This window comes from Endozoicomonas atrinae, assembly GCF_001647025.1.
In the GTDB taxonomy this organism is placed as follows: Bacteria; Pseudomonadota; Gammaproteobacteria; order Pseudomonadales; family Endozoicomonadaceae; genus Endozoicomonas; species Endozoicomonas atrinae.
Window position 1 is genome coordinate 1 of sequence record NZ_LUKQ02000058.1, and the last position, 19,998, is coordinate 19,998.

At 47.6% G+C, this 19,998-nt stretch carries 21 protein-coding genes and 1 pseudogene; 12 read left to right on the forward strand and 10 right to left on the reverse strand.

Annotated elements, in window-relative coordinates:
• The 6 genes and pseudogenes from AK963_RS35270 to trpC all read left to right on the forward strand — a co-directional run.
• A pseudogene (locus AK963_RS35270) lies at positions 1-190 on the forward strand (IS630 family transposase); the annotation flags it as partial.
• Between the two features lie 30 nt (positions 191-220).
• Positions 221-973 (forward strand): class I SAM-dependent methyltransferase, encoded by a 753-nt coding sequence (locus AK963_RS10415; protein ID WP_274520511.1) that lies wholly within the window; start codon positions 221-223, stop codon positions 971-973.
• A 318-nt stretch (positions 974-1,291) separates the two neighbouring features.
• Positions 1,292-2,833, forward strand: coding sequence for an anthranilate synthase component I (gene trpE, locus AK963_RS10420; protein ID WP_066015387.1), 1,542 nt, complete (start codon positions 1,292-1,294; stop codon positions 2,831-2,833).
• A complete protein-coding gene (locus AK963_RS10425) occupies positions 2,833-3,417 on the forward strand; it encodes an anthranilate synthase component II (protein WP_066015388.1) in 585 nt (194 codons plus the stop codon). The genes trpE and AK963_RS10425 overlap by 1 nt, the downstream gene beginning before the upstream one ends.
• 20 nt (positions 3,418-3,437) lie before the next feature.
• A complete protein-coding gene (trpD, locus tag AK963_RS10430) occupies positions 3,438-4,487 on the forward strand; it encodes an anthranilate phosphoribosyltransferase (protein ID WP_066015389.1) in 1,050 nt (349 codons plus the stop codon).
• Positions 4,488-4,504: 17 nt separating this feature from the next.
• Positions 4,505-5,308: an indole-3-glycerol phosphate synthase TrpC gene (gene trpC / locus AK963_RS10435; RefSeq protein WP_066015390.1), complete on the forward strand. Its 804-nt coding sequence runs from the start codon at positions 4,505-4,507 to the stop codon at positions 5,306-5,308.
• Between the two features lie 46 nt (positions 5,309-5,354).
• On the opposite strand, the gene sodC is transcribed toward trpC, so the two are convergent.
• Both sodC and crp read right to left on the reverse strand, forming a co-directional pair.
• On the reverse strand, positions 5,355-5,936 hold the full coding sequence (gene sodC / locus AK963_RS10440) for a superoxide dismutase family protein (protein ID WP_066015391.1): 582 nt from the start codon (positions 5,934-5,936) through the stop codon (positions 5,355-5,357).
• Positions 5,937-6,018: 82 nt separating this feature from the next.
• Positions 6,019-6,660 carry a cAMP-activated global transcriptional regulator CRP gene (crp, locus tag AK963_RS10445; RefSeq protein ID WP_066015411.1) on the reverse strand — a complete coding sequence of 214 codons (642 nt, stop codon included), beginning with the start codon at positions 6,658-6,660 and terminating at the stop codon, positions 6,019-6,021.
• 266 nt (positions 6,661-6,926) lie between these two features.
• Here crp and AK963_RS10450 point away from each other — a divergent pair, with 266 nt between their 5' ends.
• On the forward strand, positions 6,927-7,229 hold the full coding sequence (locus AK963_RS10450) for a hypothetical protein (RefSeq protein ID WP_066015392.1): 303 nt from the start codon (positions 6,927-6,929) through the stop codon (positions 7,227-7,229).
• 126 nt (positions 7,230-7,355) lie between these two features.
• Positions 7,356-7,769, forward strand: a complete 414-nt coding sequence (locus AK963_RS10455; RefSeq protein WP_066015393.1) for an OsmC family protein — start codon at positions 7,356-7,358, stop codon at positions 7,767-7,769.
• A 79-nt stretch (positions 7,770-7,848) separates the two neighbouring features.
• On the opposite strand, the gene AK963_RS10460 is transcribed toward AK963_RS10455, so the two are convergent.
• Both AK963_RS10460 and cysZ read right to left on the reverse strand, forming a co-directional pair.
• Entirely contained in the window at positions 7,849-8,190 is a 342-nt protein-coding gene (locus AK963_RS10460; RefSeq protein WP_066015394.1) for a histidine triad nucleotide-binding protein, read from the reverse strand.
• Between the two features lie 37 nt (positions 8,191-8,227).
• The gene (gene cysZ, locus AK963_RS10465) at positions 8,228-9,040 is read right to left on the reverse strand and encodes a sulfate transporter CysZ (RefSeq protein ID WP_238593689.1); all 813 of its coding nucleotides are present in this window, start codon (positions 9,038-9,040) and stop codon (positions 8,228-8,230) included.
• Between the two features lie 100 nt (positions 9,041-9,140).
• On the opposite strand from cysZ, the gene trxB reads away from it, so the two are divergent.
• Positions 9,141-10,094 carry a thioredoxin-disulfide reductase gene (trxB, locus tag AK963_RS10470; protein WP_066015395.1) on the forward strand — a complete coding sequence of 318 codons (954 nt, stop codon included), beginning with the start codon at positions 9,141-9,143 and terminating at the stop codon, positions 10,092-10,094.
• Between the two features lie 52 nt (positions 10,095-10,146).
• Here the strand turns inward: trxB and AK963_RS10475 are convergent, their stop codons facing one another.
• Positions 10,147-10,623 carry a Z-ring associated ZapG family protein gene (locus AK963_RS10475; protein WP_066015413.1) on the reverse strand — a complete coding sequence of 159 codons (477 nt, stop codon included), beginning with the start codon at positions 10,621-10,623 and terminating at the stop codon, positions 10,147-10,149.
• Between the two features lie 618 nt (positions 10,624-11,241).
• Between AK963_RS10475 and AK963_RS10480 the strand changes: the two genes are divergently transcribed.
• The 3 genes from AK963_RS10480 to AK963_RS10490 all read left to right on the forward strand — a co-directional run bounded on the left by AK963_RS10480 (position 11,242) and on the right by AK963_RS10490 (position 14,405).
• The gene (locus AK963_RS10480; RefSeq protein WP_066015396.1) at positions 11,242-12,333 is read left to right on the forward strand and encodes a quinone oxidoreductase family protein; all 1,092 of its coding nucleotides are present in this window, start codon (positions 11,242-11,244) and stop codon (positions 12,331-12,333) included.
• A gap of 132 nt (positions 12,334-12,465) precedes the next feature.
• Complete coding sequence (gene zapE, locus AK963_RS10485; protein WP_066015397.1) at positions 12,466-13,560, forward strand: cell division protein ZapE; 1,095 nt, start codon at positions 12,466-12,468, stop codon at positions 13,558-13,560.
• A 59-nt stretch (positions 13,561-13,619) separates the two neighbouring features.
• A complete protein-coding gene (locus AK963_RS10490) occupies positions 13,620-14,405 on the forward strand; it encodes an SDR family oxidoreductase (RefSeq protein WP_066015398.1) in 786 nt (261 codons plus the stop codon).
• 78 nt (positions 14,406-14,483) lie between these two features.
• Here the strand turns inward: AK963_RS10490 and AK963_RS10495 are convergent, their stop codons facing one another.
• The 5 genes from AK963_RS10495 to AK963_RS10515 all read right to left on the reverse strand — a co-directional run bounded on the left by AK963_RS10495 (position 14,484) and on the right by AK963_RS10515 (position 19,454).
• On the reverse strand, positions 14,484-14,852 hold the full coding sequence (locus AK963_RS10495) for a rhodanese-like domain-containing protein (protein ID WP_066015399.1): 369 nt from the start codon (positions 14,850-14,852) through the stop codon (positions 14,484-14,486).
• Positions 14,853-14,889: 37 nt separating this feature from the next.
• Complete coding sequence (gene speB, locus AK963_RS10500) at positions 14,890-15,816, reverse strand: agmatinase (RefSeq protein WP_066015400.1); 927 nt, start codon at positions 15,814-15,816, stop codon at positions 14,890-14,892.
• Positions 15,817-16,783: 967 nt separating this feature from the next.
• On the reverse strand, positions 16,784-17,599 hold the full coding sequence (djlA, locus tag AK963_RS10505) for a co-chaperone DjlA (RefSeq protein ID WP_066015401.1): 816 nt from the start codon (positions 17,597-17,599) through the stop codon (positions 16,784-16,786).
• A complete protein-coding gene (gene murU / locus AK963_RS10510) occupies positions 17,596-18,354 on the reverse strand; it encodes an N-acetylmuramate alpha-1-phosphate uridylyltransferase MurU (protein ID WP_066015402.1) in 759 nt (252 codons plus the stop codon). Before murU ends, djlA begins: the two co-directional genes overlap by 4 nt.
• Positions 18,351-19,454: an aminoglycoside phosphotransferase family protein gene (locus AK963_RS10515; protein WP_066015403.1), complete on the reverse strand. Its 1,104-nt coding sequence runs from the start codon at positions 19,452-19,454 to the stop codon at positions 18,351-18,353. The genes murU and AK963_RS10515 overlap by 4 nt, the downstream gene beginning before the upstream one ends.
• Between the last annotated feature and the right edge of the window lie 544 nt (positions 19,455-19,998).

Here is a 19,998-nt window from a genome sequence, read left to right on the forward strand (position 1 = left end):
ACCATTCGCACCGGAGTTAAACAGCTCAGAAAGGCTATGGGAGTGGATGCGGGAGCATGACTTATCAAACAAAGCATTTTCAGGTTATGAAAATATTGTAGATTGTTGCTGTGAAGCTTGGAATAACCTTTGCAGCGAAGCTGGTCGACTGTTCAGTCTGTGCTCCCGTGATTGGGCAGTTATACAGTAGTTAGAAAATTCAATTGGTATCACATGGGATATCAGCCAGCAATTTCTGATGGAACAGGGCTTTCAAACTGGTATGAACTGCCTTGACGCAGGCTGTGGTGCTGGCGAAATCAGTGGCAGGCTACTGACACTTACGGGTTCAAATGGCAGTGTAACCGGCATTGATATCGACCCTGAATCTATTGAAATGGCAAAAAAGAAATTTGCTGGTCAGAAAAATATCAATTTTAAATCATTCAATCTGGAACATATCCAAACTGATCAATTCGACGCTCAATTTGATATCATCTATTGCCGTTTTATTCTCTGCCATCTAACCAACCCCCTGGCGTTATTAAAAAAATTAAAAAAAATCCTGAAAAGCAATGGTGTAATCATCGTTGAAGATATTGATAGCAACGGTTGTTTCACCATTCCCAAAGACCCTGATCAAGACCTTTTTATTCAATTAAGTACACAATCCATGCTACTGAGAAACGGCAACCCCTATATAGGAGCTCAGTTACATGAATTGTTTCAATCTGCCGGATTACAGATTGGTGATTTACGCTGCCATCAGCTGACAGGGTCAAAGGGTGACTGCAAAACCTTCTGGCTACAAACATTTCAGTGCATGAGGACAAGCTTCATCAACGATGGGTTAATCTCCGAACCTGAATGCAATCAATTATTTACTGCATTAGAAAAATTCTGCTCAAATCCAGATACACTGATCGCCCTTCCCCGATGCATTCTCATCTCCGGGAGCTCCAGTCAGGGCAGCGCACTCCCTGATTTGCAATAGCCCCTGTAGTCATATACCCTTGGCGCAGACGATAACGACATAATATAGTACTAAAGAGCTTGGAGAGATCCTGCCCTAGCGTGCGGAGTTTGCAGTGAAACACTGTCATCACCAACATAGCTTTCGACTCAGGAACAGTGACAATAACAGCTGTTCCGGTGCTTCCTTGTCTTCAATTTCCCTCCTTTCTGCCTCCTGGCGCTGGCAAAGCTGGCCTTGGGCCTGACAATTACACTCAGCCCGACTGCAACATGGTTGTTGCCAAGCATAGATAATTTCAATCAATAACATTCCGTTAGCTTATTCGAGAGAGCTGTTATGACGCCTGAAGTATTTGCGCGTCTGACCAGAGAAGGATACAACCGTATCCCCGTTATCCGTGAGATTCTGGCAGACCTTGATACACCATTAACCACCTATCTCAAGCTCGCCAATGGCCGCTACTCCTACCTGTTAGAGTCCGTTGAGGGCGGTGAAAAGTGGGGCCGTTACTCTATGATTGGCCTGCCCTGCCGCACCCTGCTGCGGGTCAATGGCGATCACATTCATATCGAAACCGATGGCCAGATTGTGGAAGAATATACCACCAGCGACCCTCTGGGGTTTATCAAGGAATTCCAACAGCGTTATCAAGTACCTGAGCTGGCAGAACTACCCAGATTCACTGGAGGCCTGGTTGGTTATTTTGGTTACGACACGATTCGCTATATTGAACCCAAACTGGCAGAAAGCGCCCCAAAGGACGAGTTGCATACACCAGACATCCTCTTAATGGTGTCTGATGAGCTGGTGGTATTCGATAACCTCAGTGGCAAGCTGATACTGATTACCCATGCCAACCCTGACGAACCAGCCGCACTGGAAAAAGCACAATTTCGCCTGGACAACCTTGTGCGCCAGTTGCAGACCAGCAATATTCAACCACCGGTTCAGGCATCTCTGAACCCCGCCAGTGAAGATGATTTTCAGTCAGGATTTGGTGAAGAATCCTTCAAAGCTTCTGTTGGGGCTGTTCGTGACTACATCCTTGCTGGTGACGCCATGCAGGTCGTGCTCTCCCAGAGAATGTCCATCCCTTTTGACAGCTCTCCCCTGAATCTTTACCGGGCACTCCGAAGTACCAACCCTTCTCCTTACATGTATTACATGGATCTGGGTGATTTTCATGTCGTCGGCTCTTCTCCTGAAATCCTGGCCCGACTGGAAGATGGAGAGGTGACCGTAAGACCCATTGCAGGCACCCGAAAGCGCGGTGATACCGAAGAGAAGGATAAAGCTCTCGAGCAGGAGCTGCTCAATGACCCCAAAGAGCTGGCAGAGCACCTCATGCTGATCGACCTGGGAAGGAACGACGTTGGACGTGTAGCAACAACAGGCTCCCTAAAGCTGACCGACAAGATGGTCATCGAGCGATACTCCCACGTTATGCATATTGTCTCCAACGTTACCGGCGAACTGAAAAGTGGACTGGATGCCCTTGATGTACTAAAAGCTACGCTACCCGCAGGGACATTAAGCGGAGCTCCCAAAGTACGGGCAATGGAAATTATTGATGAAATGGAGCCCGTAAAACGGGGGGTCTACGGTGGTGCAGTGGGCTACCTGGCCTGGAATGGCAATATGGACACAGCTATTGCCATCAGAACAGCGGTTATCAAAGATCGTCAGCTCCATATTCAAGCCGGCGCAGGTATAGTTGCTGACTCCTGCCCTGACCTGGAGTGGAAGGAAACCATGAATAAAGGACGCGCCATATTTCGTGCGGTAGCCATGGCCCAAACCGGATTCATGGGCGGTGGACAACCCACATCTTCTGGCGCACAAAATAAACACAAGCGCTTTTCAGAGGTGAAACACTGATGCTGTTAATGATCGACAACTACGACTCATTCACCTTTAACCTGGTTCAATACTTTGGAGAACTGGGCGCTACCGTCGAAGTCCACAGAAACGATCACATCACCATTGCGGACATCGAGAAACTGAAGCCAGATCATATCGTTATTTCTCCAGGACCATGCACGCCAAACGAAGCCGGTATATCAATGGATGTTATACGACACTTCCAGGGTAAGATTCCTATCCTGGGCGTATGTCTTGGTCATCAGAGCATTGGCCAGGTTTATGGCGGCAAAATTGTTCGTGCCCGACAGGTTATGCACGGTAAAGTTTCTCCAGTCTTCCATAAGGATTTCGGGGTTTTCCAGGCACTATCCAATCCAGTCACGACAACCCGTTACCACTCACTGGTGATTGAAAAAGAGAGCCTGCCTGATTGCCTTGAAGTAACAGCATGGACTCAATTTGAAGACGGCAGCAATGACGAGATCATGGGCGTTCGACATAAAGAACTCCCAGTTGAGGGCGTTCAGTTTCATCCAGAATCCATTATGACCGAACAGGGGCATGACCTTCTGGGCAATTTCCTCAAGCAGTCCATATAACAGTTCCAGGGAGTGAAACAATGCAGATAAAAGAAGCCATAAACCGGATCGTGCAACATCTTGACCTGAGCCGGGATGAAATGGTCGGGGTAATGCAGCAGATCATGACAGGCCAGTGCAGTAACAGCCAGATTGCGGCCTTTCTGGTTGGCATGAGGATGAAAAGCGAGAGCATTGAAGAAATCACCGGTGCTGCCATGGTCATGCGACAACTGGCTACCCACGTTGAGGTCAGCGCTGACCACCTGGTAGACATTGTCGGTACAGGGGGAGATGGAGCTCACTTGTTCAATGTATCTACCGCTTCAGCCTTTGTCTGTGCAGCTGCAGGCGCCAAAGTCGCAAAGCATGGTAACCGTGGGGTTTCCAGCTCAAGTGGCAGTGCAGATCTTCTGGAGCAGGCCGGTGTCAATCTGGATATCAGTCCCGATCAAGTTGCCCGCTGCATTGAAGAGGTAGGGGTCGGCTTTATGTTTGCGCCAGCCCACCACTCAGCCATGAAAAATGTTGTTGGTGTGCGCCGGGAACTGGGAGTTCGTACCCTGTTCAATATTCTTGGCCCAATGTCCAATCCAGCTAACGTGAAAAATCTGCTGATTGGTGTATTTACCAGAGAACTATGCCGCCCCATGGCAGAAGTACTGCGTGAACTCGGCAATGAGCATGTCATGGTGGTGCATTCCGTCGATGGGTTGGATGAAATCAGCATTGCCAGTGAAACTCACGTTGCTGAGCTCAAGGATGGCAAAGTCTACGAATACACCCTGAAACCAGAAGATTTCAACATTAGTTCGCAAAGCCTGATTGGGCTGGATGTGAAAGACAGTAACGAATCACTGGCACTGATCAAGGACGCTCTCGGTAAACAGCAGGGAAAATATGCTGAAAAAGCGGCCAGTATGATCGCCCTTAATGCTGGTACAGCCATTTATCTTTCCGGGGTTGCCAGCCGACTTGAGGAAGGCATTCTGATGGCCCAGGACGCCATTGATAGCGGTCTGGCACTGGAGAAAATGAAAGAGCTCGCCAGTTTTACCCGTGTTTTTTCTGAAGAAGCAGTCACTCTTTAAGTGTGAGGATCAAATTCATGTCGTTACCGACCATTCTGAATAAAATCATCGCACGGAAGCATGAAGAAGTTTCTGAGCGCAGCAGTTCAAAACCGCTTGATGAAGTTAAAAAGCTGGCAGAGCAGAGCACACCAACACGTGGCTTTGCCCGTAACCTGCTATTACGTGTTGAAAAGCAACAGGCTGCCATCATTGCAGAAATCAAAAAAGCCTCTCCCAGTAAGGGCGTTATTCGAGAGCATTTTGATCCGGCTGAAATTGCCAGAAGCTATGAACACTCTGGAGCCAGCTGCCTGTCCGTGTTGACGGATCATGATTTTTTCCAGGGTAGTGAAAGCTATTTACAGTCCGCTCGAGATGCCTGCTCTCTTCCTATACTACGTAAAGACTTCATGGTCGACCCTTATCAGATATACGAAGCACGAATGATTGGTGCTGACTGTATTCTGCTGATTGTCTCAGCCCTATCTGACCAACAGCTTTCTGAGTTTAATGAGCTGGCACAATCTCTTGGAATGGATGTTCTGGTTGAAGTACATGGGGCAGATGAGCTGGAAAGAGCACTCCCATTACCGGGCGCCATTCTCGGCATTAACAATCGTAATCTGCACACATTTGAAGTCAGCCTGGATAACACTTTTGAGCTACTGAACTTGATTCCGGATGGTCGACTGGTAGTTACTGAAAGCGGTATACACACAAATCATGATGTGGAATCCATGATCCGGCATAATGTTAAGAGCTTTCTGGTGGGAGAGGCTTTTATGCGCCAGGATGATCCGGGAGAAGCGCTCAGCAAGTTGTTTGGCACTTATTTATGAGTAAAGGCCGCCCAAAAGGGTCGGCCAGCAATAACGTCAAGTTCAGCTACTGAATTATCCCACAGGCTATTCTGGCGCCACCACCACCCAGGGGAGGGGTGTCAGAGTAGTTATCGGAACCATCATGAATCACCAGCGAACGCCCCTTCAGTTCAGAGAGTGACAGTCGAGGTGCCTCAACCGGGCTCACCGCATTCCCATATTCATCAACTACTAATACCGGCAAATCCCCTAAATGCCCATGACCTTCAGGTCCCTCATGATGACCGGTGCTTTTAGGGTCATAGTGGCCTCCTGCTGCCAGGGCTGCAACGCGCTTGCCATCCTTTTCTCCCGGCTCACAGGAGGGATTTTCATGGACATGAAATCCATGTTTCCCAGGCGGCAGATCATGGAGCGCCGGCTGCAGCCTAACCCCTTTGGTAACATCATCATCGTCAGCATGATGTATGAACACTTTACCCACCGTTGGCCCATTTCCTGCCGGAGTCACCTGAAACATCACAACTTCCAGCTTTTCCTCTACTCTATTCTTACTCTCAACATGACTCGTATTATCTGAACACCCGGATATCAAAGCAGATAGAATGATTGGCAGAGCCAGAAACCTGATGCCTCTATTAACCATGTTATGTAACCTCTGAGAAAACATATAAGACTCAGTATAGGTTCCGGAGAGCTAATGAGTATGGTTACTGAACCCTCTCAGCCTAACGGGTACCGAACACAACCATGGTTTTTCCTTTTACAGAAACAAGCCCCTGAGCTTCAAGGCTTTTCAGAACCCGTCCAACCATTTCACGGGAGCAACCAACAATACGACCAATTTCCTGACGAGTAATCTTGATCTGCATTCCATCAGGGTGTGTCATGGCATCTGGTTGACGACAGAGATCCAGCAGCGTTCTGGCCACCCGACCGGTCACATCCAGAAATGCAAGATCCCCCATCTTTCGGGTGGTATCCTTCAAACGGGTCGCCATTTGACCAGACAGCATCATCAGGATATCAGGTTCTTTCTGAACCAGCTCTCTGAACTGCTGGTAGCTGATCTCTGCAACTTCGCATGACGTTTTGGCCTTAACCCAGGCACTGCGCTCCGGGAGGTCGTCATCAAACAACCCCATTTCACCGAAAAAGTCGCCCTGATTAAGGTAAGCGACAATCATCTCACGGCCTTCATCGTCTTCTATAACAACGGACACAGCACCCTTGACGATATAATAAAGAGTATCCGAAGTATCACCTGCACAGAGAATGGTACTTCTTGCCGGATAGTTTTTCCGGGAGCACATGGACAAAAAGTGCTCCACTCCAGGGCCTGGTCTGACGGGCAAATTCTTGGTCAACATCTCCTCACCACAACTACCTTGTTTGGATACCATCATACCGTAAACTTTTCTTTCGTTAATTGTGGATGTCCCTTTTCTTGACTGCCTTGGCACTATTCACTGAAAAAAAACGCAAAATAGAAAACGATCCTCTTCTATCTATGGAAAATGCACAATTCTCTCCTAAGCTCACTGCGTAGTATTTACACGAAACAAAGGTGCCTTTTATGTAAGAACTGCCTGCTTTTTGTTCTATTCACCCATATTTCAGGGTTAATCCTGAGCAAATGCATAAATTCGATGAGTTAATGAATGCTTTTGTGGACAAAACACAGAAGGAGGAAGGTGTCATGTTTTATGGCTTTACCAGCCATGGAAATGAAGTTTACTGTCGTGAAGGCTACATCAACGCTCATGCGCTTTTACATCATATTGACAATGTCTCCGAGCTACTGGATGAAGCCAGTAAAATTGCCGAAATTACCCGTCTGGAAGTTCATGGTAGCGAAGCTGACATTACACACCTTCGAGAGCCTTTAGCCCACTTGAAGCCAGACTTTTATACCTTTAAAGAAGGCTTTATTCGCTGATAACAGTATCAATAGCTCCCTGCTTAATGAGTGTCATGCCCCTTGATTGAATGGCTGTTTTTACTCAAAGGCTATAGAATTGCAGCCAAATAGAAACAGCCTTAGAGACGGGAACAGGAATTTCAAATGAAGGCACAAGTTAAGTGGGTTGATAACCAGCGATTTCTGGGACTGACTGCCAGTGGCAATTCCGTCGTGATGGATGCGGATAAAAACCAGAAGAGCGCACCAAGCCCAATGGAGATGGTTTTGATGGGGTTGGGTGGATGCTCTTCGGTTGACGTAGTCAATATTCTGGAAAAAGCGCGCCAGAAAGTGACCAGTTGCCATGTGGATATTGAATCAGAGCGCGCTGATGCTATCCCTGCAGTCTTCACTAAAATACATCTGACCTTTGTTGTGAAAGGCAGCAATATCAAAGAGTCTCAGGTTGAGCGTGCCGTTAACTTATCTGCTGAAAAGTACTGTTCTGTTGCCCATATGCTGGGCAAGGGTGGAGTGGAAATCACCCACAGCTATGAGATTATTGAAACTGAATAGATGATTTGAACAATAAATGGCACAAAGGAAATTTGTTAAGTTCTTCCTTTGTGCCCATTCAGTGTTTTGTGTTTAACAATCAGCCTGGAGGCCACTGCATTTGGCGGCCCGCCAGCAGATGAAGATGTATATGGTACACCGACTGACCACCATGGCTGTTGGTATTCAGGGCAAAACGAAAACCATCCTCATCAACCCCTTCCTTAGCGGCGAGATCTTTCGCCACCAGCATCATCTTGCCAAGCACTGCCTGATCTTCTGCTACTGCATCATTCATCGTCGCAATATGCTTCTTGGGAATGACCAGAATATGGGTTGGTGCCGCAGGGTTAATATCCCTGAATGCCACTACCTCATCATCTTCAAATACTTTATCTGCGGGAATATCTCCCTCAGCAATTTTACAGAAAAGACAACTCATTCTATCCTCCCCTTTCTTGTCTTTAAAAAACGTCCAATCACTTTGCTGAGACCAATTGCTCCATTTCCCGCTCCCACAATAGAGAAGCACCAACCACAGCCGCAGGAATAATCAGCAAATTGATCAACGGTATCAACATGGCCAGGTTAACAACCGCACCAAAAGGCCACGACTTTGATAGCTGCGGTTTTAATCGTGATAACATCTCAGAAAAAGATACACCCCGGTTATCCGCTGCATAGTCGCAGTATTGGATTGCCATCATCCAGCCGTTGAATAAAAACCACAACACAAAGCCCAATACTGGAACAAAAGACAATATCAGCAGCACTACTGCCCGAGGCAGGTAATACAACAGTTTACGCAACTCTCTGCCAACACTCCTCGGCACAATCGTCAGCCAGTCTGACAATTTAAGATCAGGCAGTTCAGCACCTTCCATTCGCTGCACTTTTTCAGCCAACAGCGCATTAAACGGGGCAGCAATAAAATTCCCGATAATGGTAAACGTAAAAAACATCACGGCCGCCAGTGCCAGAAAAAAGAGCGGCCATAGGAGATATTCCAAGAATGCCAGCCACTCAGGCATCCAACCAGTAAGTTGCGCCATCCACAGAGAGAAATGTCCCGATGCCCAGTAAATAATCCCACCGAACACCAGAATATTAATGACCAGTGGAATCAAAACAAACCATCTCAACTGTGGCAGTGCAATCATTTTCAGCCCCTGGAGAAAGTAACCGGGACCTGATAAGGGGGTGTTATGTGTCATCACTCTATTTTTAATTCTTGCCAGAAGCTGGAATATTACACCAGCAAAAGCCATTTCTCTTCCCTTATCAATAGCCACAGGCAATACGATCCATCACTATTGCCAATTGCCATGTCAGAAAGGCAATAGCTATTATATGCCCATTTGATAATTCCCCCCTTCTTAAATGGAGTACATAATGAGCACAACCAGACACTCCCGCCTGCTGATTCTTGGTTCCGGGCCTGCGGGTTATACCGCCGCGGTCTACGCAGCAAGAGCCAATCTTAACCCGGTCATGATTACAGGCATGCAACAGGGTGGCCAGCTGACCACCACGACCGATGTTGATAACTGGCCAGGTGGACAGGAAGGACTTCAGGGCCCTGGCCTGATGATGGATATGGAAGCTCATGCCAAACGTTTTGGTACTGAAATTATTTTTGACCACATCGAAGAGGTGGATTTCAGTAAGAAGCCATACACCCTGAAAGGCAGTCAAACTTATACCTGCGATGCCCTGATTATCGCTACCGGAGCCAGCGCACGCTATCTGGGTCTGGACAGTGAAGAAGCCTTCAAGGGCAAAGGGGTCTCTGCCTGCGCAACCTGTGATGGGTTCTTTTACAAAAACCAGGATGTTGTCGTGGTCGGTGGTGGTAACACGGCGGTCGAAGAAGCGCTCTATCTCTCTAACATCGCCAAGACTGTTACTGTAATTCATCGACGCCAGGAATTTCGCTCAGAAAAAATCCTTCAGGATAAATTGATGGATCGCGTGCAGAACGGAAACATCACACTAGTTCTTGACTCTGTTCTGGATGAAGTTCTGGGTGACGATATGGGAGTAACCGGCGTCCGAGTCAAAAACGTGCTCAACGGGGAATCTGAAGAAATATCAGCGATGGGCTGTTTCATCGCCATTGGCCACACTCCGAATACCGGCATTTTTGAAGGTCAGCTGGACATGAAAGATGGCTATATCAAAGTGAACAGCGGCCTGGAAGGCAATGCCACACTGACGTCAAAGGAAGGGGTATTTGCTGCAGGGGATGTCATGGACCATGTCTATCGTCAGGCAATTACCTCTGCAGGCACTGGCTGCATGGCAGCATTGGATGCTGAGAAGTACCTGGATGCGATGGAAGCTTAATTAAACAGCCTGACTAACAGGCTTCTTCGCAAGGAAGCCTGTTAGTCACCGCTTATTTATCGGTTGTCGCCGCTTCTTTCGCAGAGTCACCGTAACCGTACTCTTCCGCCAAAGCACCCTGCTCATCAGGGCTGGATTTAGGCGCATAGTCCTTAGGCTGCTCCAATGGTGGCGTACGCTCATTACGACGTTTGTGAATCTTCCCTGACAGCAGCGCATTACTGCTTAACAGGGAGTCGCCAAGCCGGTTACGGACTTCTTCATCCTTACAGAGATCTTCCGCACCATTGGCAAGATGCTCATGGACATCCCGGTAGGTATCAGTGAGTTTATTGATCAGGTGAGCTGATGTGGTGAAGTGATCTCCCACACGCTCCTGGTATTCTTTGAATTCCTGCTGAAGTTCATCCAGCTGGCTCTCCAGCCTGCCGCTACGGGATTTTGAACCTGACAGTAAATGGTAAACGAGCGCACCACACAGAATCCCCGCCAGAAACGCCAGACTACCGACAAACCAAAGTACGTTCATGTTTTCCACAGTATCGCCTCACTCAGTGGGGCCCGCGCCCTTGTCATTAAATCACAACGCCATGTCCTTAAGCGCCTATTGTATAGATTCCATTGAAGTTGGCCTAGTCCATAAAGGCACAAGTTATCCTGATACTTCTGTCATGAGCATCAACATACAAATACAGCGTGGCTGTGAAGTCCTTGGGGTTCAAGACATCGGAATAATATTTCACGTTATTAGGCTTTGCCGCTCACCTTCAATAACAGATCTTCGGCACTCATTGGATACCTGGACAGGCTTAACTCCAAATACCGTCAGATCCACGTTTGGAACATCCCTCTCAAGCACGCCCATTTCAACCACACAGACTCTAGACAGGCCGAATAAAGCTACTCACATTACTAACAGCCAACCAAAAACCCCAATCAAGTTGTATAGCTCCTTTCACTGGGCTGTGATGAAAAAATCCAGCAAAAATTCTGCCCAAAAAGCACTCATCTTTAGAGTGACTCTAATTGCCAGCGAATCACTTGCACACTATGTTGAATTTGACCACTCATACATTGTCATTTGAGCTACATACCATAAATGACTCCATTCAATGAAAAACAGATGCCACCCGAAAGGGGTATACTGATGACTGACGGGATGATGAAAGCGGTTCGTATCTTTGAACATGGCGACACTGATGTACTTAAGGTTGATAAATATCCAATACCAAAGGCAACTGAAAACGATGTGTTAGTTAAAGTAATGGCAACCGGTGTCTCCGGTTGGGATATAAAATATCGCAGAGGAGACTTTCTAAAACACTTCAACGAGTCAGGCCTTCCCGGTAGAAAAAAATTTCCACTGCCACAACAACTTGGTCGTGAAGCCTCAGGAATAGTAGTACAGTCCGGGGCACAAGTTACTCGTTTCAAACCTGGTGATGCTGTGCTCGGGCTGGTTCATCCTCAAAATGATTACTGCATCAATACAATCCGAGGTCTTGGAAATCTCTCTACAGAAATTGATTATCCCGGGCACGCAGCCTTCGGAGGCAATGCTCAATACATATGTCGCCCTGAAAACTATTGGCTGCCAATCCCCAAAGGGGTGAGCTATGAGCAAGCGGCAGCTGGATCCTGGTCATTTCCTACCAGTCATCGAATTATTGTTGATCGCTGTATGGTTTCTATCGGTGATACTGTTTTCATTACTGGTACTGCTGGCGGTATGGGTAATGCTGCTGTTCAGTGGGCTCGATTAGCCGGGGCCAGTGTTATAGGCTGCACCCGAAAGTCCGAAAAAATTGCTCCCCTTAAATCGCTTGGAGTCGATCTCGTTGTGAATACAATGGACTCCAGTGAGGCGTATGACCAGATTATGGAGCTGACCCATGGAGAAGGAATTGATCACTTTATTGAGTTTACCGGTGCTCTGCCATTACTAGAGCTGGGACTAAAAGCATTACGGGTAGGAGGAACAATCTGCCCAGTTGGAGGAGACATGAACGACCAGTCACTCCCGTTCAAAGTCATGGACTTTACCAAGAAAGAAATGACCGTACTGGGAATTCGGGGTTCACGTCTAAATGATCAACGCATCTACCTTGAGCAGCTGGCTACTGGAAAAATCTCCGTTCCCATAGCAGCAATACTTCCACTGAATGATATTCAGGAAGCCCACCGCATGGTTGAAAACGCTGAGGTGGTCGGTAAAGTGTTACTTAACCCGTGGCTGTAGGCTTTTTTCCATGAACACAAGCCTTGCTACCAAAGGTGAGTACAGTTACATTGTCAGCGCTCAGAGAACTGTATCAACTCTTACAAACATGAAAACAATAAGCAGAGAACCTTTACTCATCAGTATCTTATTATGACCCCGCAAGCTTGTTATCACAGGGATATAACCCAGAAAGGTTTCAGTAAGGATCCTGCTCAGGCTGAGGCGGTGAAGCACTTGCAAAGCCTGTTTGAAACGCTGCTACACCCTCCCAAAAAGTCACTGCTTAAAACGATTAAAGGTGCTTTTAGTAAGCCCCGGGAACCAGTACGTGGCCTCTATTTTTGGGGTGGTGTTGGCAGGGGGAAAACCTGGCTGATGGACACCTTTTATAACTGCCTGCCCTTTCCGGACAAACTTCGAATGCACTTCCACCACTTTATGCGACGGGTGCATGCCGAGCTTAAGACACTTGAGGGGCAGAAAAACCCGCTTTCGATCGTCGCTGAACGTCTCTCTAAAGAAGCAAGGATCATCTGTTTTGACGAGTTCTTTGTTTCCGACATCACTGACGCCATGATCCTGGCCGGCTTGATGGATCAGTTATTTCAGCGAGGAGTTACGCTGGTCGCTACATCGAATGTGGATCCAGACCTGCTCTACAAGGATGGGCTGCAAAGAGCCCGCTTCCTTCCAGCCATCGACCTGATTAAAAAGCATACCCTGGTCGTCAATGTGGATGGCGGTACCGACTATCGTCTGCGCCTTCTGGAAAAAGCTGAAACGTACTATTGGCCTCTCAATGATACAAACCACGAAAAGCTGGAGCAGATTTTTCTAAACCTGGCTCCTGACCCGGATCATATTGAGTCCTACCAGAGTATTGAAATTTCAGGGCGCCCCATTAACAGCGTGAAATTATGCAAAGATATAGCCTGGTTTGCCTTTACTGACCTGTGTGATGGCCCCCGTAGCCAGAATGACTATATTGAGCTAGCTCGTTTGTACCACTCAGTTATACTTCAGGCGGTTCCCCAGTTTGATGCCAACCGGAATGATCAGGCTCGCCGCTTTATCAACCTGATTGACGAGTTCTATGACCGGGGGGTAAAACTTATTTTATCCAGTGAAGTGCATCTTGAAGCACTCTATGCAAGTGGTACTCTGTCATTTGAGTTTAAGAGAACCCTGAGTCGCCTGCAGGAGATGCAGTCTACTGAGTACCTTGCCCGGCCTCACAAGCCATAAACAGCTTTGAAAATAGATATTGCCGACGCAGAACAATAAGTACAGAGGAGTTGCATCGTATGGATCTTGGTGTTCAGAATAAAGTTTTTATGGTTGCTGGTGCCAGCTCAGGGCTCGGCTATGCCATCGCAAAGAAGCTGGCTGAAGAAGGCGCAAAAGTTTCCATTGCCAGTCGCAATCAGGAAAGTATCGCCAAAGCAGCTGCCAGTATCAGTGAAGAAACGGCGGCAGAAATCCGAGGTTATATATTTGATGCCCGTGATGCGGATTCGATAACGCAATGGGTTGAAGACACCCAGAATGACTTTGGTCATATCGATGGGCTGGTCATCAATGCTGGAGGCCCTGCACCTGGCTTCTTTGAAGAGTTTGATGATCAAGCCTGGCAGGCGGCTTTTGAATTGACGCTCATGAGCGCCGTACGGCTGATCAGGGCGACCCTGCCAGCTCTTAAAGTCAATGGCGGTAGCATTCTTACACTGACCTCTTCTGCCGTAAAGGAGCCAATCGATATATTGGTGATGAGCAATGTCATGCGTTCAGGCGTCAACAGCCTGGTAAAAACCCTGGCAACCGACTTGGCTCAATACAACATCCGCATCAACAACCTGATTCCGGGTTCTATCAATACGGATCGAATCAAAGCCCTGAATATGTTCCTGGCGAAACGCTCTGACACCAGCCCCGGCAAAGTTCGGAAAGCTGCTGAGTCAGCTATTCCTATGGGACGCTATGGCAAGCCCGAAGAGTTCGCCAATGCTGCCGCATTCCTGCTTTCAGATGCTGCCAGTTACATCACCGGAACCAATACGGTTGTCGATGGCGGAAAGATGAAGAGCATCTAACTTAGGGGGCGTTCTCAATTAGACATGTGACCAGCCACCCAAGCATCAAAATCACCTGCAGCAAGGCCCCAGCAATGTTTAAGGTTGGGGCTGCCTTTCCAGAAGCTGTTCATACCCTCCAGCATTTAAAGCACTTTGATAACCAACGCTTTCCAGCGCCTTCTGAGCTTTGCCACTGCGGTTACCACTGCGGCAATACAGCACAATATTTTCATTCAAAGAAACTCGTTTCTGAGCAAGCCCCTCTACAATGTCCTGGAAAGGGATATTTATTGCTCCAGTCAAATGCCCCTCTGAATATTCCGCTGGTGTTCGAACGTCTACCAGTAACGCACCGTTTTGAACCCTTTCCCAGGCTTCTTCATAAACGTCTGCGGCTCCAGCAGAGCTTATAACCCCTAGGGCAATCAGGACACTCAAACAATACCGGTTAAACAGGATCCTCATTTTATAAGACCTCTTTCAACTATTTGAAAATCAACATTCAGCAATCAATTTTACGGGCAGCCTGAATATAGAGCATATCCAATGCCACAGTTGCAGCTGCCAGTGCGGTAATGTCAGCACTGTCATAAGCTGGAGCCACTTCAACCACATCCATTCCGACAATATCAAGCCCCTGCAAACCACGAACCAGCTGCAAAGCTCGGTCTGATGTCAGACCACCACAAACCGGTGTCCCTGTTCCCGGTGCATAAGCGGGATCCAGACAGTCAATATCAAACGTCAAGTAGGCTGGACGGTGTGCTACCGCCATATGAATCCGGTCAATGATCTCAGTTACTGACGCCTCATTGACATAGCCTGCATCAAAGACCTGAAAGGGCGTATTCTCCTGGTCATGATGTGTACGGATACCTATCTGTACCGAGAATTCAGGGTTGATCAGCCCTTCCTGCACGGCATGATAAAACATCGTGCCATGATCAAAAGGTCCCCCTTCATCATAATCATCGGTATGAGCATCAAAGTGGATAAGCGACAGTGGGCCAAATTGCCTGGCATGGGCGCGAAGCAGTGGTAACGTGATGAAATGATCTCCTCCAAGGGTCAGCATCTTTTTACCTTCTGCCAGTATTGCCTCAGCATGCAGCTGCAGTGACTCACATAGATCACTGGCATTACCGGCTTCAAAGACCAGGTCACCACAGTCGGCTATTGACAGATAATCACCCAACCTGAATCCCCAGGGCCAACGCGGGGACTCCCAGGCAAGATTAACAGATGCCTTGCGTATAGCTTCAGGGCCAAAACGACTACCGCTCCTACCTGTGGTTGCAAGATCAAAAGGTACACCTGTTACTATCCATTCAGCATCACTATTGACCGGGTCAAAGTCCAGTGGTTGCCTTAGAAAACCAAAAGCATTGGAATAAAGCGAAAAGTCTGGTTTTTTCCCCAAGGTTGTCATGTCCTTGCCCCTTATTTTTCTTAACACGTCGCTTGTAAACCTACCTTGATATCTGACGGTTCACCCTGCAGACGTCGGGAACAGGCAACCCAGAGCATGGGTGCAGCCTGAAATCTAGAAAGAAATACTAACAATATTTATGGATATGAAAACCCAGCAGCATGGAAAACCAATAATTATGGGGCTAGGTTACCCATCCATAACAAAAATATAACGCCCGTTATTGATGAAAGACTCAGCACTTCAACAAAGCCAATGAACACATTTTTTGGATCAGAGTAAATCAAACAAAGGTGGGAAATACCTGGGAAATATATAACTGTTTGACCCGCTATACATTTCAACTCCTGATGAACTGCGTCCAGGAGTCTTTCGGACTTAGCCGCCCGTCTGAGCGACCCCGTAGTGAGAAAAAAGTCCGGTTTGAGCCAATTTTTTATGCTGATTTGAGGCTAATAGTGGTTCTATTTAACGAGAAGCAGCATAAAAAATGACCCAGCCAGGCTTTTTCGCACGACTGCACGGACTCAGGAGCTGTTGCTGTGTAGGTCAGGGGTAAGTCCGACAGGCTCCTAGGTAGGACTTTATTGACCTGACAGAATTACGCAGAAGGGTGGACGACCCTCTCAACAATTGAAGTAGATAACTCATTAATTTCTTTAAAAATGAGATACTTCTTCTTCCCTCTCAATGCTGATCTCACCTTTCGGGGTAACTCTGAAAAGCAATAAATCACGGGTCGATTAGAGTCAAGGTCAATTCTTGTAGCGGCTGGAATATACCAGTACATAAACTGTTTGCGCTTCGAATAAATCACAGCTCTGGCCTCCATGTAGTTAAATAAAAGAATGCATCTATCGATCAATTAGTCAACTCAAACCTGAAAAAGTTCCCCTGAAGGCTGTCCGAGAGTGGCTACGACTCTGCTAGCGTAATGACGATAGCAGATTACTTTCGACTTGAACGGCTACCCTGCAGCCTTTCTGGCTGACCGAACCTGATCGTAAGCGCCCTGAATTTCCTGCGTTTTTTCCTTGGCAACTTCCATCATTTCCTCTGGCAACCCCTTTGCCACCAGTTTATCCGGATGATGCTCACTCATCAGCTTACGGTAAGCCTTCTTTACTTCAGCATCTGAAGCACTGTCGGACACCCCCAGAACATCATAGGCCCGTTTCAGATCCATTCCCGATGATGGCCGATTGCCTCCAGAATGAGGCCCACTTTGCTGGTAGTATTCTCTCTGGGCAATGAACCGTTTATGGATCTGATCAAAAGCAAAGTTACCTACCCCCAGGATACTGCAAACCTGCTTGAATACAGCTTGTTCAGCAGGACTCAACCCGCCATCGGCATAAGCAGCCGATAGCTGAATTTCCAGAAACATGGGAATGAGTGTACTGGCACCCGCCACCTCACGAAATGCCCGAAGCGCACCTTCAATATCAGAAGACGGCTTTTTTCCCTCATTAAAAAGCTCTATTGCTACCCTGCGCTGCTCGTCGGAGAGGCGCATGTTATGCATAATGGCTCGTGCAGTCTCTATCTCGTACTCACTTACCCGGCCATCCGCTTTCGCTACCCTGCCCATCACCAGAAACGTTGCCCTGAAAAAGGCAGTCTGTGCTTTTTGACGATAAGCGGCAGAAGCACCAAAACCAGCTGCTCCCTGCCCGCCTAAATACGTGCGGTTAATCCAGGAACCAACAAACGCTCCCAAAATAGCGCCAAAGGGTCCACCGGTCATGAACCCAACCAACGCGCCAATTACTATTGCGGTCATGAAGTCCTGCTCTGATCTTGAAGATTGTTTTGATTTTGAGGCCGACCCTGATCCTGTACATGATCTTTAAGATAGCCTTCCAGTGCCTGTAGCCGCTCGACAGAACCGACATCAGTCCAGAATCCATTGTGGTACTGACCACTGACCCTGCCCTGTTTCATGGCATCAATCAATAACGGGGCCAGGGCAAAGGCTTTTCCACTCTGGCAGCCATCAAAAAGTTGCGGGGATAGTATACTAACGCCACTGAATGTCAGTCCGGCTTTATCATGCATTGCGGTTTTCTCAAAAAGAATCCCTTCTTCGAGACAAAAATCCCCTTCCGGATGAAAGTCAGGGTTATCAACCATAACCAGATGCGCCAGCATTCCTTCAGGGAGGCTCAGATTTTTCAGACAGACATCCGTATATACATCCCCATTAACCACAATAAACGGGGTATTACTTTCGCCACTCTGACCTTGAGCCAGTAGTGGTAAAGCTCTGAAAATCCCACCTCCTGTTTCCAGAGGCTCTCCTTCCGGGGAATACTGAATACTCACCCCCCAGCCAGAGCCTGAGCCAAGCGCCTCCTCAATCTTTTCTCCCAACCAGCCATGATTGATGACCAGCTGCTTGAAACCAGCCTGCGCCAGCCGCTCAATATGATAGGTAATCAGGGGTTTTCCTGCCACTGGCACCAGAGGTTTGGGAATTGACAGGGTAATTGGCCTGAGTCTTTTGCCATAACCTGCGGCAAGTATCATGGCCTTCATACACTGGCTTCCTCCACAACCTGCTTTAGTCGTTCATTCACAAAAGGCTCAACGCCCTTTTGTAACCACTCGGCATGCTCTTTAAACTGAGGATATCGCTGACATACAGACAACACATACCCCAGCGTTCTTGGAATATCGTTAAGATAGCCGGGTTTTCCATCACGAAGCCATAGCCTGGAGAAGATCCCCAGACACTTCAAATGACGCTGTAAGCCCGTCAGGTCAAACCAGATTTTCAGCTGTTCCGGATCATAACCAGCCAGCACAGGATGACGAGCGATGAAAGAGGAAAACCAAAGGTCAATCTTTTCTTCAGGCCAGGATATATAGCAGTCCCTCAATAAAGACACGACGTCATAAAGCAATGGCCCATGAAGTGCCCCCTGAAAATCAATCACCCCAATACTACCATCCGGTGCACGCATCAGGTTTCGGGAATGATAATCACGATGAACAGTACCCTTTGGCTGCTCAAGAAGCGTTGACACCAGCGAAGAAAACAGCCCTGTCAGCTGCTTCAGAATTTGCGGTTCTTCTGTATCAAACCCCATAAACGCCCCAAGAAACCACTGGGGATAAATAGACAGTTCAAACCGTATCAGCTTTTCATCATAGGGAGGCAGGTTATCAGGCAACTGTTTCTGAACGGTCAGCAATGTATCCAGAAGCTCCGGATAGTGCTGGTCAGCAGTAGAGCCTTGAAGTAAAACCTGCATTGGGGTATCCCCCAGATCCTCCTGGAGCATAAAGCCATGCTCATAATCAACTGCAAACACCTCGGGAACGTGAATCCCACCTTCTCGCCACCGAGTAGCTATGTTAACGAAGGCTCGTGTGTCTTCTGTTGCCGGAGGAGCATCTACTGCAACAAGTGTTCTGTGAGGGGTCTGAACCCGGTAATATTTTCGAAAACCTGCATCACTGCCAATGGCCTGTAAAGGCATTGAGCCACCTTCACAAAGGTTGCCATGATCACCCGAGGGACTGCTTTCACCCGATAAAACTGAGACAACCCATTGTGCCAGTTGTTCCCGGCGGCAAGATTCTTCAGACCGGGCTTCAGGAAAGTTCTGAAGCTCTGAAATTGTTGTGGCCAACGCTGTTGCTTCCTGTTAAGCACTATCAGATCAATACTCAAGACTATCACAGAGAGTTATTCTGGCCTATTGGCGCTTAGGCTCTATTGACATAAGATTCCCCACCCAACCGGAGATAGCGCAAAAACTCCAGACATTTGACATTTCAGGCTGTCGTGTTCAAAGTTCCCAATGGATTTAAAACTGCATTTCCTGTGAAAATGGATATAGAATGTTGCGATTCTAATGCAGTTTGCACGTTATGAGGATTGAACCTTCCTTCTGCATTAATCCTACTGCGCGGCGAGACACCGGTTAACTCAAGCTTTCTACACCGGTAATTAATTTGGCCCGCAAATGGTTTGTATGTCGACAAAAGTCCGTGGGCCTGTTTATTTTCATGAAAAACCACCTCATTCGTTATGCTGAGAGCGTCAACGGTTTCGAACCCGGGTTACGGAGATTATCGTTTTTTTTCTCTGTAACAGCATTCATGAGGAACGTTGAATATGCTGCTTTCACGGCTCCAAACAAACAATACAATACCATTACGTTAACGCAGCCT

Coding starts and splice junctions, on each gene's coding strand:
- AK963_RS10450 (WP_066015392.1), top strand. CDS start 6,927: ATGCATAAATTCGATGAGTTAATGAATGCTTTTGTGGACAAAACACAG.
- djlA (WP_066015401.1), bottom strand. CDS start 17,599: ATGACCGCAATAGTAATTGGCGCGTTGGTTGGGTTCATGACCGGTGGA.
- trxB (WP_066015395.1), top strand. CDS start 9,141: ATGAGCACAACCAGACACTCCCGCCTGCTGATTCTTGGTTCCGGGCCT.
- murU (WP_066015402.1), bottom strand. CDS start 18,354: ATGAAGGCCATGATACTTGCCGCAGGTTATGGCAAAAGACTCAGGCCA.
- AK963_RS10490 (WP_066015398.1), top strand. CDS start 13,620: ATGGATCTTGGTGTTCAGAATAAAGTTTTTATGGTTGCTGGTGCCAGC.
- AK963_RS10495 (WP_066015399.1), bottom strand. CDS start 14,852: ATGAGGATCCTGTTTAACCGGTATTGTTTGAGTGTCCTGATTGCCCTA.
- sodC (WP_066015391.1), bottom strand. CDS start 5,936: ATGGTTAATAGAGGCATCAGGTTTCTGGCTCTGCCAATCATTCTATCT.
- trpE (WP_066015387.1), top strand. CDS start 1,292: ATGACGCCTGAAGTATTTGCGCGTCTGACCAGAGAAGGATACAACCGT.
- AK963_RS10455 (WP_066015393.1), top strand. CDS start 7,356: ATGAAGGCACAAGTTAAGTGGGTTGATAACCAGCGATTTCTGGGACTG.
- AK963_RS10425 (WP_066015388.1), top strand. CDS start 2,833: ATGCTGTTAATGATCGACAACTACGACTCATTCACCTTTAACCTGGTT.
- trpC (WP_066015390.1), top strand. CDS start 4,505: ATGTCGTTACCGACCATTCTGAATAAAATCATCGCACGGAAGCATGAA.
- speB (WP_066015400.1), bottom strand. CDS start 15,816: ATGACAACCTTGGGGAAAAAACCAGACTTTTCGCTTTATTCCAATGCT.
- crp (WP_066015411.1), bottom strand. CDS start 6,660: ATGTTGACCAAGAATTTGCCCGTCAGACCAGGCCCTGGAGTGGAGCAC.
- AK963_RS10475 (WP_066015413.1), bottom strand. CDS start 10,623: ATGAACGTACTTTGGTTTGTCGGTAGTCTGGCGTTTCTGGCGGGGATT.
- trpD (WP_066015389.1), top strand. CDS start 3,438: ATGCAGATAAAAGAAGCCATAAACCGGATCGTGCAACATCTTGACCTG.
- zapE (WP_066015397.1), top strand. CDS start 12,466: ATGACCCCGCAAGCTTGTTATCACAGGGATATAACCCAGAAAGGTTTC.
- AK963_RS10460 (WP_066015394.1), bottom strand. CDS start 8,190: ATGAGTTGTCTTTTCTGTAAAATTGCTGAGGGAGATATTCCCGCAGAT.
- AK963_RS10480 (WP_066015396.1), top strand. CDS start 11,242: ATGACTGACGGGATGATGAAAGCGGTTCGTATCTTTGAACATGGCGAC.